The sequence below is a fragment of the Streptomyces sp. SID8352 genome (assembly GCF_009862265.1).
Taxonomy (GTDB): Bacteria; Actinomycetota; Actinomycetes; order Streptomycetales; family Streptomycetaceae; genus Streptomyces.
Map to the genome: position 1 here is coordinate 83,422 of NZ_WWGX01000082.1, position 15,660 is coordinate 99,081.

At 74.4% G+C, this 15,660-nt stretch carries 13 protein-coding genes; 9 read left to right on the plus strand and 4 right to left on the minus strand.

What is annotated here, in order from left to right; all coding sequences use genetic code 11:
• Nucleotides 1-157: 157 nt before the first annotated feature.
• Nucleotides 158-1,705, minus strand: coding sequence for an MFS transporter (locus GTY84_RS24915; RefSeq protein ID WP_161228632.1), 1,548 nt, complete (start codon nt 1,703-1,705; stop codon nt 158-160).
• A 188-nt stretch (nt 1,706-1,893) separates the two neighbouring features.
• Between GTY84_RS24915 and GTY84_RS24920 the strand changes: the two genes are divergently transcribed.
• From GTY84_RS24920 to GTY84_RS24930, 3 genes are all read left to right on the plus strand, one after another.
• Complete coding sequence (locus GTY84_RS24920) at nt 1,894-2,514, plus strand: TetR/AcrR family transcriptional regulator (protein ID WP_161228633.1); 621 nt, start codon at nt 1,894-1,896, stop codon at nt 2,512-2,514.
• 84 nt (nt 2,515-2,598) lie between these two features.
• Complete coding sequence (locus GTY84_RS24925; protein WP_161228634.1) at nt 2,599-3,300, plus strand: ribonuclease HII; 702 nt, start codon at nt 2,599-2,601, stop codon at nt 3,298-3,300.
• A gap of 68 nt (nt 3,301-3,368) precedes the next feature.
• Complete coding sequence (locus GTY84_RS24930; protein ID WP_161228635.1) at nt 3,369-4,010, plus strand: hypothetical protein; 642 nt, start codon at nt 3,369-3,371, stop codon at nt 4,008-4,010.
• A 620-nt stretch (nt 4,011-4,630) separates the two neighbouring features.
• On the opposite strand, the gene GTY84_RS24935 is transcribed toward GTY84_RS24930, so the two are convergent.
• Nucleotides 4,631-5,245 carry a hypothetical protein gene (locus tag GTY84_RS24935; RefSeq protein ID WP_161228636.1) on the minus strand — a complete coding sequence of 205 codons (615 nt, stop codon included), beginning with the start codon at nt 5,243-5,245 and terminating at the stop codon, nt 4,631-4,633.
• A 585-nt stretch (nt 5,246-5,830) separates the two neighbouring features.
• Between GTY84_RS24935 and GTY84_RS24940 the strand changes: the two genes are divergently transcribed.
• Nucleotides 5,831-7,990, plus strand: a complete 2,160-nt coding sequence (locus GTY84_RS24940; RefSeq protein WP_161228637.1) for a RecQ family ATP-dependent DNA helicase — start codon at nt 5,831-5,833, stop codon at nt 7,988-7,990.
• A gap of 184 nt (nt 7,991-8,174) precedes the next feature.
• Here GTY84_RS24940 and GTY84_RS24945 read toward each other — a convergent pair whose 3' ends face one another.
• Both GTY84_RS24945 and GTY84_RS34735 read right to left on the minus strand, forming a co-directional pair.
• A complete protein-coding gene (locus GTY84_RS24945; protein WP_161228638.1) occupies nt 8,175-8,840 on the minus strand; it encodes a TetR/AcrR family transcriptional regulator in 666 nt (221 codons plus the stop codon).
• 409 nt (nt 8,841-9,249) lie between these two features.
• Entirely contained in the window at nt 9,250-9,948 is a 699-nt protein-coding gene (locus GTY84_RS34735) for a LysR family transcriptional regulator (protein WP_272919269.1), read from the minus strand.
• A gap of 1,100 nt (nt 9,949-11,048) precedes the next feature.
• Between GTY84_RS34735 and GTY84_RS24955 the strand changes: the two genes are divergently transcribed.
• From GTY84_RS24955 to GTY84_RS24975, 5 genes are all read left to right on the plus strand, one after another.
• Nucleotides 11,049-11,348, plus strand: a complete 300-nt coding sequence (locus GTY84_RS24955; RefSeq protein ID WP_161228639.1) for a hypothetical protein — start codon at nt 11,049-11,051, stop codon at nt 11,346-11,348.
• Nucleotides 11,345-12,280, plus strand: coding sequence for a ferritin-like domain-containing protein (locus tag GTY84_RS24960; protein ID WP_237532639.1), 936 nt, complete (start codon nt 11,345-11,347; stop codon nt 12,278-12,280). Before GTY84_RS24955 ends, GTY84_RS24960 begins: the two co-directional genes overlap by 4 nt.
• Nucleotides 12,281-12,346: 66 nt before the next feature.
• Nucleotides 12,347-12,766 carry an acyl-CoA thioesterase gene (locus GTY84_RS24965; protein WP_161228640.1) on the plus strand — a complete coding sequence of 140 codons (420 nt, stop codon included), beginning with the start codon at nt 12,347-12,349 and terminating at the stop codon, nt 12,764-12,766.
• A gap of 60 nt (nt 12,767-12,826) precedes the next feature.
• Complete coding sequence (locus GTY84_RS24970) at nt 12,827-13,900, plus strand: alpha/beta fold hydrolase (protein WP_161228641.1); 1,074 nt, start codon at nt 12,827-12,829, stop codon at nt 13,898-13,900.
• 10 nt (nt 13,901-13,910) lie between these two features.
• Nucleotides 13,911-15,545: an AMP-binding protein gene (locus GTY84_RS24975; RefSeq protein ID WP_161228642.1), complete on the plus strand. Its 1,635-nt coding sequence runs from the start codon at nt 13,911-13,913 to the stop codon at nt 15,543-15,545.
• Nucleotides 15,546-15,660: the final 115 nt, after the last annotated feature.

The following is a 15,660-nucleotide window of genomic DNA, read 5'->3' on the forward strand; positions in this document are numbered from 1 at the left end:
GCCCCCGGGCGCCCGCGCCCCCATGCCCCTGGGCGGGCGCCTGGGCACCCGTGCCCCTGGGCCCCGCACGGCCGGGGCGCCGACGGGAGCGGTCGCCACCCGTCGGCGCCCCGGCCGGTCTCCCGACGGCACCTCCGACCCCCGTACGGCGGTGCCGTCAGCCCATCCCCGGGCCCGCCGAGCCGGACAGGGCCTCCAGGTCGCTCCTGCGGACCCGGATCACCAGCGCTGCGGTGGCGAGGGCGAGCACGGCCATGGCCGCCGCCGGGACGAAGGCCGCCGAGATGCCCTGGGCCAGCACCTCGTGCCCCCACGGCGCGGGCAGTTGGTGGGTCCGCGCCAGCTCGGCCTTCTGCTCCGCCGAACCGTTCGCCATGAGGTCCGGGAGCTGCTTCTTCGCCTCGTCCCTGCTCGCCGTGCCGAACACGGTGGTCAGGATGGCCAGCCCGATGGAGCCGCCCACCTGCTGCATCGCGTTGAGCAGGCCGGACGCCGCTCCCGCCTCGTGCGGGGCGACCCCGGAGACCGCCGTGAGCGTCAGCGTCACGAAGTTCAGGCCCATGCCGAAGCCGAAGACCAGCATCGGCCCGAGCACTCCGCCGACGTAGGAGCTGCCCGAGTCGAGGAGGGTCTGCCAGCCGAGGCCCACCGCCGCGAGCGCCGAGCCGGCCACCATGAACGGCTTGGGGCCGAACACCGGCAGGAACCGCTGCGACAGCCCCGCCCCCAGCGCGATCACCACGGTGACCGGCAGGAAGGCCAGACCGGCCTGGATGGGCGTGTAGCCGAGCACGTTCTGGACGAACAGCACGATGTAGAAGAACATCCCGAACATGGCCGCGGCCAGGCTCAGCATGATCACGTAGGTGCCCGAGCGGTTGCGGTCGGCGAACATGCGCAGTGGGGTGATCGGTTCCCTGGCCCGCGACTCGATGAACACGAAGGCGGCCAGCAGGACCAGGGCGGCGGCGAACGACCCGACGGTCAGGGAGTCCCGCCAGCCCTCGTCGGCGGCCCGGATGAACCCGTAGACGAGCAGCGCCATCCCGCCCGTCGAGGTCACGGCCCCGGCGATGTCGAAGCGCCCCGAGTGGCGCGGGGACTCGCTGATGTAGAGCGGTGCGAGCGCGGCGATCAGCAGGCCGATCGGCACGTTGACGAAGAGCACCCACCGCCAGTCGAGCCACTCGGTGAGCATGCCGCCCGCCAGCAGGCCGATCGCGCCGCCGCCCGCCGATACGGCCGCGAAGACGCCGAAGGCCCGGTTCCGCTCGGGTCCCTCGGCGAAGGTGGTGGTGATCAGCGCCAGTGAGGTGGGCGAGGCTATCGCGCCGCCGGCGCCCTGGAGCACACGGGCCGCGAGGAGCTGCCACGGCTCCTGGGCGAAGCCGCCGAGCAGCGAGGCGGCGGTGAAGAGCAGGATGCCGGCCATGAAGACCCGGCGCCGCCCGAGGATGTCCCCGGCCCGGCCGCCGAGCAGCAGCAGGCCGCCGAAGGTGAGGGTGTAGGCGCTGACCACCCAGGTGAGGTCGGTGGTGCTGAACGCCAGCGCGTCTTGAATGTGCGGGAGAGCGATGTTCACAATCGTCGCGTCGAGTACGACCATGAGCTGGCACGCCGCGATGACGGCGAGCGCGATGCCGGGATGCCCGTCCCGGCGGGCGGCGCCCGGTTTCCGGTCTTCTACCGAAGGAGAGGTGGTCACGTGGGTATCCCCCAGGAATGAATCAGTGAACGCTTGCGTTCACTGTTGTGCCGACCGTAGCGACTCCCGAACAGTGAACGCAACCGTTCACTGTCGACGCCGCGCTCCGTCCCCCTGCTCCGGGTGCGCCCGTCGCCGGTCCCGACCCGACCCGCTCCGCTACCCCGTACCGCTCCTGGAGATCCCCCATGGTTGCTTCGCACCGGACTGCCGAGTCCGTCCCGACGCCCTCCCGCCGGCGCGGCGCCGTCCTGGAACGCGCCATCCTCGACGCCGCGCTGGAGCAGCTCGGCACCGTCGGCTGGAACGGCCTCACCATGGAGGGGGTGGCCGTCGCCGCCCGCACCGGCAAGGCCGCCGTCTACCGCCGCTGGCCCTCGAAGCAGGAGCTGGTCGCCGATGCCCTGCGCTCGGCCCTGCCCGGCCTGGAGGCCGTCCCCGACCTCGGCGGCGTCCGCGACGACCTGCTCTGGCTCTGCCTGCGGGTCCGCGACGCGATGTTCTCCCGGTCCGGCTGCGCCCTCCGCTCGGTGATTCACGAATGCGATCCGGCGGACGCCGAGGGCTTCCGGGCCGTGATCCTCGGAGGGCTGGTCGGGCCCACCGTCGCCATGCTCCGCCAGGTCATCGTCCGTGGTGCGGAGCGTGGAGAGGTGCGCCCGGACGCGGCCGACGGCCATCTCGTCGATGTGATCCCGGCGATGATGATGTACCGCACCAAGGTGTACGGCAGCGAATGGGCGGACGGTGAGATCGAGGAGCTGATCGACCGGGTGATGGTTCCGCTGCTGCGCCCGACGGGAACCTGACGGGCCGTCCTCCGCCGGGTGTGGAGGGCTTGTGGGGACCGGGGGTGTCGCGGCGCGCCCGGTGCGGCGTACGCTAGGGGCGCCATGCCGTACGAACAACCCACCCACACCGTCGAGCGCTCCCTCCGCGCAACGACCGGAGCGAAGATCATCGCCGGTGTCGACGAGGTCGGGCGGGGCGCGTGGGCCGGTCCGGTCACCGTCTGCGCGGCCGTCACCGGGCTCCGCAGGCCCCCGGAGGGGCTCACCGACTCCAAGCTGCTCACCGTCAGGCGCCGCACGGCGCTCGCGGCCGAACTGCGCACCTGGGTCACGTCCTACGCCCTCGGGCACTCCTCCCCGGAGGAGATCGACGCCCTGGGCATGACGGCGGCGCTGCGGCTCGCGGCGGTGCGCGCCCTGGAGGGCCTGCCCGTCCGGCCCGACGCCGTCATCCTCGACGGCAAGCACGACTACCTCGGTGCGCCCTGGAAGGTCCGTACGGTCATCAAGGGCGACCAGTCCTGCGTCGCCGTCGCGGCGGCCTCGGTGATCGCCAAGGTCCAGCGCGACGGTGCGATGGCCGAACTGGGCACCGACCACGCGGACTTCGGGTTCGCGGACAATGCCGGGTATCCGTCCCCCGTGCACCGGGCCGCGCTGGAGACGCGGGGCCCCACCCCCTACCACCGGTTGTCGTGGGCGTATCTTGATGCGCTGCCCCAGTGGCGGCACCTGAAGAAGGCCCGCAGCGGGGCGGACGGAAGCGTTCCGGAGATCGTGGGTCAGCTCGGCTTCGATTTCTGACGAATCCGGTCGCGCGGATGTGTCACCTGCCCGCGCGTACCGCACCAATGTTTGATTAACATCAGCCCATGCCTCTCATTCCCGAGGAGCCTCAGATTCACGAGAAGGCCCAGGGTCCCCGCGCCACTCCGGCTACCGGCCGCACCGCGCCGACCCCCCGCCCCGTCCCCGGCCCCCGCCCCGCGGCTCCGCCGCGCCCCGGTCGTCCCGGCCCCCCGCGGCCGACGGCACCGGCGCAACGCGCCCCGCGCGAGGCGGCCGAGACCGAGCCCGTTCCGTCGGGCCCGGCCGTCACCGCTCCGGCGGTCACGGCCACTGCCACTCCGCAGCTCCAGGTGATCCCGGCTGCCCCCGAGGGCGCCCTGGACGCCGCCGAGGAAGCGGTCGACCTGCTGCTCGACTCGGGCCGCTCTCCCGGTGAGGTGCTGGTGATCACCACCGGTCGACCGCATCCGTGGGCCGCCCATGAGCTCTCCTTCGGCGACGCCGCCTACTGGGCGCAGCACGACGCCGGCGACGACGTGTTCTACGCGGACGCCGCCGTCGCGGGCCGTGCCGCGTCGCGGCCCGTCGTCGTGGTCGCGCTCAACGGCGGTTCCGAGGACGCGGCGGGTACCGCCCTGTCCACGGCCCGTGCCCGGGCCGGCGCTCTGATGATCGTCTGCGGCGACCCGCAGAACGTCGAATCGGCGCTGGGCGCGGGCGTCTAGGGTCTTTCGTCTGGATCGGGCCGGATTCCGCGAGCCCGGCATGATCCAAACGAGAGGCCCCAGCCCGGCGCCCGCCGGACCGAACGGTGCCGCCGTCCGTCCGCCCCGCCGCTCCGGCCACCGGCCGGTCCGGTGGGCGAGCGGCGGCCGGGGCCGGGCGGGGTGGCGTGGCCCATCGGGTCGTGGCACCTTCGCCGCGGCCCGCTCCGCCATGCCCGGGTACGGCCGGGACGGGCGGCCCGCACCGGTGGCACGGCCTCCGGGCACGCACGGGGTGCGGCGATCCGGCGGCACCGTCATGTCCGGGGTTCCGGCGGCCTCCGGGGGCGCCCGGCGTGCCGTGCGGCGTGCCGGGGGCGTGACATCGCCCGCCGGCGGGCGTGTGCCGTCCCGGCTCCGCCGGGCGTTCCGCCCCGGCGCCGCGGCGCGTGCCGTCGAGGTGCTCCGGGGCGCGGACGTACGGGAGTCGGGCCCTCGGGGCGCGGCACCGCGGGCCGCTCCCGGTGCGGGCGCGCGGCGGTTCACGGGCGGGGGCCGCGGCCGGGCGATGAGCGGTGCCGTGTCGGGCGGGTCCGTTCCGGGCCGCCGGTGCGGCCCACCGGTGCTCCGGTGCGCCCGGCTCAGCGGGCCGCCGCGCGGCGCAGCACGTCCGAGGCGACCCCGCCGGTGCGCGGCACGGGCGGCGGCGCCTCAGCCGTGGCGAACGGCTCCGGCGCGGACAGGGAGTTGGGCCGACGGCCGCCCCGGCCCTCCCCGAGGACCTGCCAGCCGTCCCGGGTCAGCGTGATGTACGCCCCGCAGCGCAGCCCGTGCAGGGTGCACGCGTCCCGCAGGCCCCACATCCACGCGCCGTCCACCTCCGTCCACCGCCCGTCGCCCTCGCGGCAGTAGAGCAGCACCGCGGTGCGCACCGGAGTGCGGCGCCGCAGATCGTGCGGGATGACCCGGCGGAGCTGGGCGAGCAGCGCGTTGCGGAACATCCAGCCGTCGGGCTGGACGCGCCTGCTGGTGAAGGACGCGCTCGCGCGCAGCCGTTCGTCGGGATCGAACACGGCCACGACCGCGGTCGCCGGTCCCGGACGGTGCCGGGAGTGCAGCCCGCTGACGACTTCCCGGGGGTTGCGCAGCAGGGGTATCCCGGCGGCGGCCCACTCGGCCGGTTCGAGCAGGCGTGCGGCGGAGGTGGCGGACGGCGGCACGGGGGCCGACGATGACGAAGCGAATCCGAAGGTCACGTTCCTCCCTTCGGCTACGCGCCCGCACGGCGGGCGGGATGGATCGGGGGAGCGCGCACCGCAGCGGAGCCCTGCCGGAAGGCACCGGGCCGTGCGGGGAGCGGACTCCGATTCTCGCCGTCGAACAGGAATGCGGCAACGAGCAAAAAGAACCGCCGACCGGTATCGGGTGAACTATTCGCTATATCCCCACCCCGGGTGCCCCGGCGGCGACCGGCCCCCCGGTACCGGGCTCCCGGCCCGGAGCCGTGGCCCGGCACGGGGGCCCGGCACGGAGGACCGGGTGGCCGGGGCCGGGCGGCGGACGCGCCCCGGAGCGACACGCCCCGCCGGAACCACCCGGGCGTGGCCGGGACCGGCGACGACTCCGTCCGGTCACCGTCGGGACCCTGCGGCCGGCCGAGGGAGCCCGCCGGTCCCCGGCCGGGGCCGGGCCGCCGCGTCCGGCACGGGGCGAGCGGGCCGGCCGGGGTGGGCGGCGTCCGGCCGCGCGGGGGGAGCCGCCGCGACCGCGTGTTCCGCGCGTGGCCGGACGGCACCGGGTGGATTCGCGGTTCTCCGGTGCCATCGGGTTCCATGGGCGCCATGGACCTCCAGGAACTGCGCACCGAAGCCGACACCGTCCTCGCACGGCTCGTGGGGGCGCCAGAGGGGACGGCACGGCTGCGGGAGGACCAGTGGCAGGCGGTGGCGGCCCTGGTGGGCGAGCGGCGCCGGGCGCTGGTGGTGCAGCGCACCGGCTGGGGTAAGTCGGCGGTGTACTTCGTCGCCACGGCCCTGCTGCGGCGGCGCGACGCGGGCCCCACGGTGATCATCTCCCCGCTGCTGGCGCTGATGCGCAACCAGGTCGCGGCGGCCGAGCGGGCCGGGATCCGGGCGCGCACCATCAACTCGTCCAACCCCGAGGAGTGGGAGACGATCCGCGCCGAGGTGGGCCGTGGCGAGGCCGACGTGCTCCTGGTCAGCCCCGAGCGCCTCAACTCCGTGGACTTCCGCGAGAACGTGCTCCCCACCCTCGCGGCGGCCACGGGCCTGCTCGTGGTGGACGAGGCGCACTGCATCTCCGACTGGGGGCACGACTTCCGCCCCGACTACCGGCGGCTGCGCACCATGCTGGCGGAGCTGCCCGAGGGCGTCCCGGTGCTCGCCACCACCGCGACCGCCAACGCGCGGGTCACCGCCGACGTGGCCGACCAGCTCGGCACCGGCGGCGCCGACGCCCTGGTCCTGCGGGGTCCCCTGGACCGGCAGAGCCTGCGCCTCGGCGTGCTGGAGCTGCCGGACGCGGCGCACCGGCTGGCGTGGCTGGGGGACCGGCTGCGCACCCTGCCGGGCTCCGGGATCATCTACACGCTGACCGTGGCGGTGGCCGAGGAGGTCGCGGCGTACCTGCGGCGGAGCGGATACGAGGTCGCCTCCTACACGGGCCGGACGGAGAACGCCGACCGGGTGCAGGCGGAGGAGGACCTGCTGGCCAACCGCGTCAAGGCGCTGGTGGCGACCTCCGCCCTGGGCATGGGCTTCGACAAGCCGGACCTGGGCTTCGTGGTGCACCTCGGCTCGCCCGCCTCGCCCATCGCCTACTACCAGCAGGTCGGCCGCGCCGGGCGCGGGGTGGAGCACGCCGACGTGCTGCTGCTGCCGGGCCGCGAGGACCAGGCGATCTGGGCGTACTTCGCCTCGGTCGGCTTCCCGCCCGAGGAGCAGGTGCGGCGCACGCTGGACGTCCTGGGGACGGCGGTCGGCCCGCTGTCGCTGCCCGCCCTGGAACCCCTGGTGGACCTGCGGCGCTCGCGGCTGGAGATGATGCTGAAGGTCCTCGACGTGGACGGCGCCGTCCAGCGGGTCAAGGGCGGCTGGATCGCGACCGGGCGGCCCTGGCGGTACGACGCCGAGCGCTACGCGTGGGTGGCCCGCCAGCGCAAGGCCGAGCAGCAGGCCATGCGCGACTACGTGGCGACCACCGGGTGCCGGATGGAGTTCCTGCGGCGGCAGCTCGACGACGAGAAGGCCGCGCCGTGCGGGCGCTGCGACACATGTGCCGGACCCTGGTTCGACTCCGGCGTGTCCACCGGGGCGCTGGAGTCCGCGTCGGGCGAGCTGAACCGGCCGGGCGTGGAGGTCGAGCCCCGCAGGATGTGGCCGAGGGGTCTCGCGGGCGTGGGCCTGGAGCTGCGGGGCCGTATGCGCGCGGACGAGCAGGCCGCCGCCGGGCGGGCCCTCGGGCGGCTGTCGGACATCGGCTGGGGCAACCGCCTGCGCCCCCTGCTCGCGCCGGGCGCCGCCGACGGACCCGTCCCGGAGGACGTGCTCGCCGCGGTCGTCAAGGTGCTGGCCGACTGGGCGCGGTCCCCGGGCGGCTGGGCCGAATCCGGGCCCGGCGCGGCGGAGCGGCCGGTGGCCGTCGTCGCCATGCCCTCCCGCACCCGTCCCCGGCTGGTCACCAGCCTGGCCGAGGGGCTGGCCCGGGTCGGCAGGCTCCCGTTCCTGGGCGGTCCGGTCCTCACCCCGCAGGCCGGGGAGTTTCCCCCGCACCGCAGCAACTCCACACAGCGGCTGCGCGCGCTGGCCGACTCGTTCGCCGTTCCGGACGACCTCGCCGCGGCGCTCGCGGCGCGTCCCGGCCCGGTGCTGCTCGTGGACGACGTCATCGACTCGGGGTGGACCCTGGCGGTGGGGGCGCGGCTGCTGCGGCGGGCGGGAGCGGGGGAGGTGCTGCCGCTCGTGCTGGCGGTGGGGAACTGAGGAGGGCCCTCGCCGGGTCCGCGGAGGGCCGCTCCCACCGGCCCCTGGCCCTTGGCGGGTCTGTGCGCGGTCCCTCGGGTGGCGGGACGGGGGTGCGTCCCGGGACGGCTCGTCCCGCTGGGTGCCGCGCGTGACGGGTCCGTGTCCCCCGGGCGGCGTGGCCCAGGGGCGGCGGGGTGCGGGGTCAGGTGCCGACCGGCTGCTCGGCCAGGTCGCCCAGGAAGCCGGAGTCCACCGCCGCCGCGTCCGCCAGCAGGGAGCGCACGGCGGTGCGGGCGTGGGCGTAGGGCAGGTCGGACTCGGTCAGCAGGGACCGGGCGTTGGCCGCCTCCCAGAGGGCGGTCAGCTCGAAGGCCATCTGGTCGGCCGGCGTCCGGGTCCCCAGCTCACCCAGCTCCTGCGCCTCGGAGACGGTCTGGCGCACGAAGGCCCGCCAGGAGCCGTCGGCCGAGCGGATGGCGTCCCGCACCGGCCCGGGACGGGAGCTGTACTCGGGGACGACCTTCTGGAAGAAGCAGCCGCCGGGGAAGACCCGTTCCCGGGAGTAGCGCAGCCACGCCTCGCTCAGTTCTCGGACCCTGCGCAGCCCCGGCGGCTGGGCGAGCGCCGGCTGCACGACGCTGGTGACGTGGATCCTCGACGCCGCCCTGACCGTGGCGAGCTGGAGTCCCTCCTTGGAGCCGAAGAGCGCGAACACCCCGCTCTTGCTCAGCTTCAGCTCCGCCGCCAGGCGACCGAGCGACAGGGCCTCCAGTCCCTCCCGCGACGCCACGCCGACGGTGTGCCGGAGAACGAGCCGCCGGGTCTGGTTGCCTCGCTCGATCCGGCCGTCAACGCGCCTCTCGGTCATGGCGGTTCTCCTCGTCGCAGGCGGCCACCCGCCCGGTGCCCGGCACAGGGGTGCCGCTGGGCTGGTGTGGTGGGGGGAATTGCATCGTACTGAGCACACGACCGTGCGGGAAGTTTTGTTGACCGCTGAGCGGACCCGAGCTGTCCTGGTGCCGTGCCGTGCCGTGCCGTGCGGGGGCGGGTGCGGGGGCGGATCGGGTGCGGAGTGGCCCGGGTCCCCAGCGGGGCGGGGTGGGGACGGGCGGCCTCGGCCGGGACGGCCCGCGAGGGGGCCAGGTGCGGGCCCAGGTGTGCGCCGGGCCCGGTCTTGCGCCCCGAACGGTGACGGGCCGCACCGCCGGGGTGCCGAGGGCGGGGGAGCGGCGCGGTGGGTAGGGCGGCGGCCGGTGCGTACGGCGGCGCCGGGCGCGTCAGCCCTGGGGGACGGGCGTGAGGCTCTGCGCCACCGCGAGCAACTGGTCCACCTCCGCCGGGCTCGCCCAGTCGGGCCAGCTCAGCCGCAGCCGGTGGGAGCCGCCGTCCCCGCAGCCCGCCGGGTCCGCGGGCACGACGATGTCCGCCGACCCCAGCCCGTGCAGGTCCGGAGCCCCGTCCGTCGGGCGGACGCCCAGCACGGCGCGTCCGTCGCGCAGGGCGCTGCGGTGCTCCTCCAGGCTGTGCCGGGCGACGCGGACGGCATGGGCGCGGAACAACTGCTCCTGGAGGGCCCGGCAGAGAGCCTCGACGAAGGACTCGGGGTCGCCGGAGACATGGGGCACGTAGCTGAGGACGAGGGGTGCGCGGCCGAGGGCGGCCGCACGGGTGGCGTGTGTGGTCTCCTCCAGGACGCGCAGCGCGGCCCGGACGCCCCGCAGGAACTCCCGCCCGGCCGGGGTCAGTCCCACGGCGCGGTTGGTCCGCCAGAGCAGGGGGGCCGCGACCTCGCGTTCCAGGCGCACGATCTGCTGGCTGAGCGCCGGCTGGCTGATGTGCAGGCGCTGGGCCGCCCGGCCGAAGTGCAGTTCCTCGGCCAGGCAGACGAACGACCGCAGGCGACTGAGCCCGAGATCCGCCCGGACGTACGGCACCGCCGGGACATCGATACGCTCCGGCGCCTCCTCGGCCTTCATATGAGCCCCCCATTTTTTGCGATGTGTACGGAACGGTCCCGACCGCGCCGGTGGGCCTGGAATTCCCGGAATTCCCTTTCGCGCCGAGGAGTTACCGGTCGATTCACCGGACCCGAGTGTTCCGGAAAGGGCCGACCGCCGTCCCGCGCCGCACGGGGCGCACCGGGTGGATTCGTTCGACACCCCCGTCGGAACACGGATGCCGCCCGCTCCCCGGCCCGGAGGTCGACTCCTCCGCGGGTCGGAACACGGACACCACCCCCACAGTGTACGAACGTTCGTTCTGACAGTATCTTCGGGCGATATTTTGCGTCAAGGTACGTGTCTCGCCGCGCAGTTGGGTGAGCGGCCCGGGTGGACGGGCAGGGCGTGCGGACCGCCTGGTGCCGTGGTGATCCTAGTTACCGGCGATCCGGTGGGGGGCTCCAGGTCCGGACAATCGCATACCGGAGAGTAGAACTCGATGGTAGCGAATGCGGATTGGCGGCGCCGCCGGGTGGGTAATGCGGGCGTAAAGCGCAGGGCTATTCGGTGACGGCTGTGGAAAGGGCCGGTGGGTACGGGGCTCCCGCACGATGGGGCTGCCGGGAGGCGGAGCGTGCCGCCGGACGCGGTTCGTCCCCCGGCGGGGTGCCGGACGCGCCCCGTCCGGCCCGTGCCGGAGCCGGGTGGGTGCGGGCGTGGAACGGAGCCAACTCGGCGCACTTCCAAGGGGGATGGGGACATGGGGAGGGTGGGCCCGCCGGAACGGATGGGCGGTGCGGTGAGGGGAGGGGCGCTGCCGCCCGGCGGCGGGGCGGCGGTGGCCGGCCGCCGCCCCCGGCTTCGCCCGCGGTCCCTCCGCTCCCCGTGCCCGAAGGCCGTCGACGGAGTCCTCTTCCTCGAACGGAGCGAAAAAGCAACCGAGTTGGAGCGCTCGCCTCGCCTCCTGGCCGGTTCCCGCCGCCCCGCTGGGCGGGCCCCTCCCCGTCCTCCGCGCCCCCGGGCTGCGCCGCGGCGGCGCGCACCAGGGGGACAACGCCCGGACGCGGGCGCGCGATAACCAAAACTTATGTCCGAACACCCGATTGCCGGGCGGCGCGAAGGTAGGGTCAGGCCCCATGAGAACAGCCGAACTGGACTCGTACATACGGCGCACATTCGCCGAGCACTCCGGCCTTTCGGAGGCCGAACTGTTCAGCGGTGACACCACGTTGGCCGATGTGATCAGCCGCAGCTCGCGCATGACGAACAGCATCGACCTCATGGAGTCCTTCGCCCGCACGGCCAACGCGCTGCGCAAGGACCACGGGATCCGGGTACGGCTTCCGGCACTTCCCCTGGACACCCCGATGACGTCGGTCGTGAAGCTCTTCCTGGAGGAGTGCGAACGCAAGGCGCAGAAGGAGGAGAGCGCGTGAGCATCCGCCCGCCGGAGACCGCCGCCCGCCCCGGCTCCGCCGAGCGGGCGGACGCCCCGCCCGCGATCATCACCGACCTCTACGACGCCCTCACCACGCGCGGCATGTCGCTGGTCGACGTCACCTGGGAGCAGCACCGCCTGCACGAGTCCCGCCGCTGGAGCGTCGTGGAGATGCTCGCGGACGTCGACGTGGACAGCCTCACCCAGCGCGACCGCATCCTCGTCTGGAACGCCGGGCGGGCCGAGCTGACCACCAAGCCCGGTGCCGACCGGCTGGAGCGGCAGGCCGAGGCGGAGTGCCGTCACTGGCGGGCGAAGGCCCCGGCGGTCGCGGCCGTCATGGAGGCCTGCGGCACCTGGAGCCGCTACTGGAACGAGGAAGAGGCCCACCACGAGACCGTCTTCAACCGGCTGGCCGCGGTCACCGGCATGGAGCCGATCTCCAACGAGACCTTCATCGAGTTCCGGCAGGTCTTCCCCGACGACAACATGCTGCGCACCCTCGTCCTGCTGGCCATCTCCGAGATCACGGCGGCGGTCAACTACGGGCAGTGCCAGCACGTCATCGAGGACCCGGGCCTGCGCCGCATCTTCAAGCAGGTCGCGGCCGACGAGATCCAGCACCGCAACTACTTCGTGGCCTTCGCCAAGGCGCTGGTGGACAGCGGCGAGTACCACCCCAAGGACGCCTTCTCGGTGGCCCATCTGTTCCTGCGCGAGGACGGTGAACTCCAGGGCAGCGGACGCGAGCAGCGCGGCACCCACGTCAACTGGTGGGACCACCTCGACACCACCGGGAGCGACTTCCGGCCCGAGGCGATGGAGAAGAAGGAACAGCTCATCTGCGGTGCCCTGAAGAAGATCACCGGAATCACCACCCACTCGGCCGACGAGGTCGAGGACCAGTGGATGGAACTGCTCGACAACTGACCGGCGCCGCCGACGGGTCCACCGTCGGCGGCGTTCCGCTCCCGGCACCCGGACGGACGACCTCCCGTGCTCCACGACGCGACCCGCCTCTCCCTCTCCGTACGCCCCAACGACCTCGACGCCCTGGGACACGTCAACAACGCCGTCGTCCTGGAGTACCTGGAGGCCGGACGGCGTGACTGGCTGCGCCGGATCGGCGGCGAACCGGGCGGGGACGCCGTCGCCGTGGTCGCCCGGATCGAGATCGACTACCGCGCCGAACTGCCCTACGGACAGCTTGAGGTGGTCACGGAACTGGAGTCGCCGACGGCCGAGGAGGTCGCCGACGAGGCCCTGACCTTCCGCGCCCTGCTGCGCCAGCGCGTCCGTCTGCCCGGCACACGGGAACCGGCGGCCGAGGCCCTGGTCACCGTCGCCTTCCTGGACGCCCGTCAACGCTGCCCGATCACGCTCCAGGACTACCTCTCGGCCGTAGTCGCCGGCTGAGCGCCCCCAAGTGCCCCTCCGAGGGCACCCGTTGAGTCCGACGAGGGAGAGCAGACCACGATGAGCACGGCAGCAGCGCCGTACGAGAGCGCGTACTGGGTCCCCACGAGCGACGGTCACGAACTCCATGTGCGCCGGGCGGGCGACGGCCGGGCCGGTGACGGGACCCCGGGCGTGCTCTTCCTCCCCGGCCTCTTCGCGGACGGCACCTTCTTCCTCGGCACCGCGGGCCGCAGCCCGGCCGACGTGTTCCTCGCCGAGGGGTACGCCGTCCACGCCGCCTCGCTGCGCGGGCACGGCCCCAGCCGCCGCGCGGACGGAGGGCGCGCGGGCGACTGGAACTTCGACACCTACGTCCGCCACGACATCCCCGACCTCGTGCGCGCCGTCTCCGAGCGCCACCCGGGCCCGCTGTTCCTGCTGGCGCACAGCATGGCGGGCTACGCGGCGCTGGCGGCGCTCGGTGTCGCGCCCGAACTGCAGCGGCGGCTCGCCGGGGTCGTCACCCTCTCCTCCGCCGTCAACGACTACAGCGACGGCGGGCTGCCCAAGCGCGCCCAGATCCTCTTCGCGGCCACCCTGTCCCGCCTGGTCGGCCGGTTCCCCGCGCGGGCCCTGAAGCAGGGGCGCTTCGACGAACCGGCGGGCCTGATGCGGCAGTTCGCCGACTGGGCGCCCAGGGGCGGCTTCCACAGCGCCGACGGGGGCACCGACTACTGGGCGGCCCTCGCCGAGGTGACGCTGCCCGCGCTGGTCGGGGTCGGCGCCGCCGACACCTTCCACGCCTCGCCCGCCCGTGCCCGCAAACTGGCCCAGCACCTCGGCTCCGACGTCAGGTGCACGGTCTTCGGCCGCGAGTCGGGGCTCTCCTGGGACCCGGGCCACGTCGACGTGCTGCGCGGGCGCCGGGCGGCCGAGGAGGTGCTGCCCCGACTGGTGGAGTGGATGCGGCGGACCCTCCCCGCCGACGGCCCGGCCGGCGCGGGGGACACGGACACCACGGCCGAGGCCGTGGACCCGGACACCACGCCCGGCGCCGGAGACCGGGACACCACTGCCGGCGGCGGGCGCACCGCGCCGGGCACCGGTACCACGAACGGCGGCGGCACCGGCGCCGACGCGGACACGGAGTAGAAGGACCGCCATGCTGGAATTCCTGGGTGCCCGTGACGGCTTCTCCGACCAGGGCCTGTACCTGTACGGGAAGTTCGACGAGGCCCCCGAGTCCGTTCCCTACGCGGAGTTCCCCGGACGGGTCGCCGCCAGTGCCGATTTCCTCCGCGACCACGGGGTGCGTCCCGGCAGCCGGGTCCTGTTCCCCTTCGAGACCTCCGCCGAGGTGATCCTCTCCTTCTTCGCGCTCATGGAGATCGGCGCGCTCCCGCTGTGCGTGAAGCCCTTCGCGCTCAGCACCCCGCTGCGGACCTACGAGGAGTTCCTCGACCGGATCGCCCGCGACCACGGCGCCGACCACGTCCTCGCCGTCCCGAGCCTCGCCCCCGTCGCCCTGCCCGCGCCCGCCCTGCCCCTGCCTCCGGCCGGGCCGCTCGCGTCCGGCGCGCGGCGGGGGCCCGCGGTGCTGCGCGTGCCCGGCGACGAGGAGACGGCCTTCGTCCAGTTCTCCTCGGGCTCCACCTCCTTCCCCAAGGGCATCCCGATCCTGCACGGCAGGCTGCGCGCCAACCTCGGGATGATCACCCGCACCGACGGCCGGGTCCCCGGCGACCGGGTCAGCAGCTGGCTGCCGCTCTACCACGACATGGGCCTGGTCGGCGGGATGCTCTCGTGCTTCCGGGTGGGCTGCGACCTGCTCCTGGCCGACCCGACCTCGTTCCTCTTCGACGCCCGCGGCTGGTGGGAACACCTGTCCGCGGAGCGGGTGATGGGCACGGTCATCCCCAACTTCGCCGTCGACTACTCGCTGCGCATGATGGCCGACGCGGACCCGGCCGAACTCGCGGAGCTGGACCTCTCCCGGATACGGGCCGTCTACCTCGGCAGCGAGCCGATCAACATCCCCAACCTGGAGGCGTTCACCGCCCTGATGGAGCCCTCGGGGCTGCGGTCGACGGCCTTCATGCCCTGCTACGGCATGGCCGAGGCCGTCCTGCTGGTCTCCAGCAGGGAACCCGGCCAGGGCGTCCGGACCGTGCCCGCGCCCTCCGGCGTCCCGGCCGTCTGCGTGGGGCGGCCCATGCCGGAGTTCACCGTCCGTGTGCGCGACGGGGACGGCCGGATCTGCGGCGAGAACGAACTGGGCCTGATCGAACTGTCCGGCGGCAGTCTCGCCACCGCCTACCTCGGCCGCAGCGGCACGCTGGCGGGCGACGACGGCTTCTACCCCACCGGGGACATCGGCTTCCTCGACGGCGGCGAGCTGTTCGTCACGGGGCGGGACGGCGACCGGATCAAGGTCAACGGGCAGAGCCTGTTCGCCGCGGACTTCGAACAGGCGGTGGAGCGACTTCCGTTCGTGCGCCAGGGCCGGACCGCGGTCGTGGAGAGCGGGGGGAACATCCTGGTCCTCACCGACTCCTGCCGGGAGACCCGCCAGGACACGGAGGGCTGCCGGACCCGCGTCGTCGACCAGCTCGTGCGCACCCTCGGCGTCACCGTCCGGCCCCAGGACGTCCACTTCCTGCGCCCCGGCCAGCTCCCCCGCACCAGCAGCGGCAAGCTCCGCCGCCGGGCGGTGCTGGAGGCGTACGAGGGGGGACGGCTGCGGGGCCCGACGCTGCCCGAGCCCGCCCCGGAGACCGGGGCGGGAGCCGGTTCCTAGGGCCTGTCCGACCATGGCCGTCGTCGCCCGTGGGGCGGCCCGGGCGGCCGGGCGGCGTCGGGTGCGTGCTCCCGGCGCCCCGGCCCCGGGCCTTCGTGCTGGACGTACTCGGGGC

Coding starts and splice junctions, on each gene's coding strand:
- GTY84_RS24920 (WP_161228633.1), top strand. CDS start 1,894: ATGGTTGCTTCGCACCGGACTGCCGAGTCCGTCCCGACGCCCTCCCGC.
- GTY84_RS24925 (WP_161228634.1), top strand. CDS start 2,599: ATGCCGTACGAACAACCCACCCACACCGTCGAGCGCTCCCTCCGCGCA.
- GTY84_RS24930 (WP_161228635.1), top strand. CDS start 3,369: ATGCCTCTCATTCCCGAGGAGCCTCAGATTCACGAGAAGGCCCAGGGT.
- GTY84_RS24940 (WP_161228637.1), top strand. CDS start 5,831: ATGGACCTCCAGGAACTGCGCACCGAAGCCGACACCGTCCTCGCACGG.
- GTY84_RS24945 (WP_161228638.1), bottom strand. CDS start 8,840: ATGACCGAGAGGCGCGTTGACGGCCGGATCGAGCGAGGCAACCAGACC.
- GTY84_RS34735 (WP_272919269.1), bottom strand. CDS start 9,948: ATGAAGGCCGAGGAGGCGCCGGAGCGTATCGATGTCCCGGCGGTGCCG.
- GTY84_RS24955 (WP_161228639.1), top strand. CDS start 11,049: ATGAGAACAGCCGAACTGGACTCGTACATACGGCGCACATTCGCCGAG.
- GTY84_RS24970 (WP_161228641.1), top strand. CDS start 12,827: ATGAGCACGGCAGCAGCGCCGTACGAGAGCGCGTACTGGGTCCCCACG.
- GTY84_RS24975 (WP_161228642.1), top strand. CDS start 13,911: ATGCTGGAATTCCTGGGTGCCCGTGACGGCTTCTCCGACCAGGGCCTG.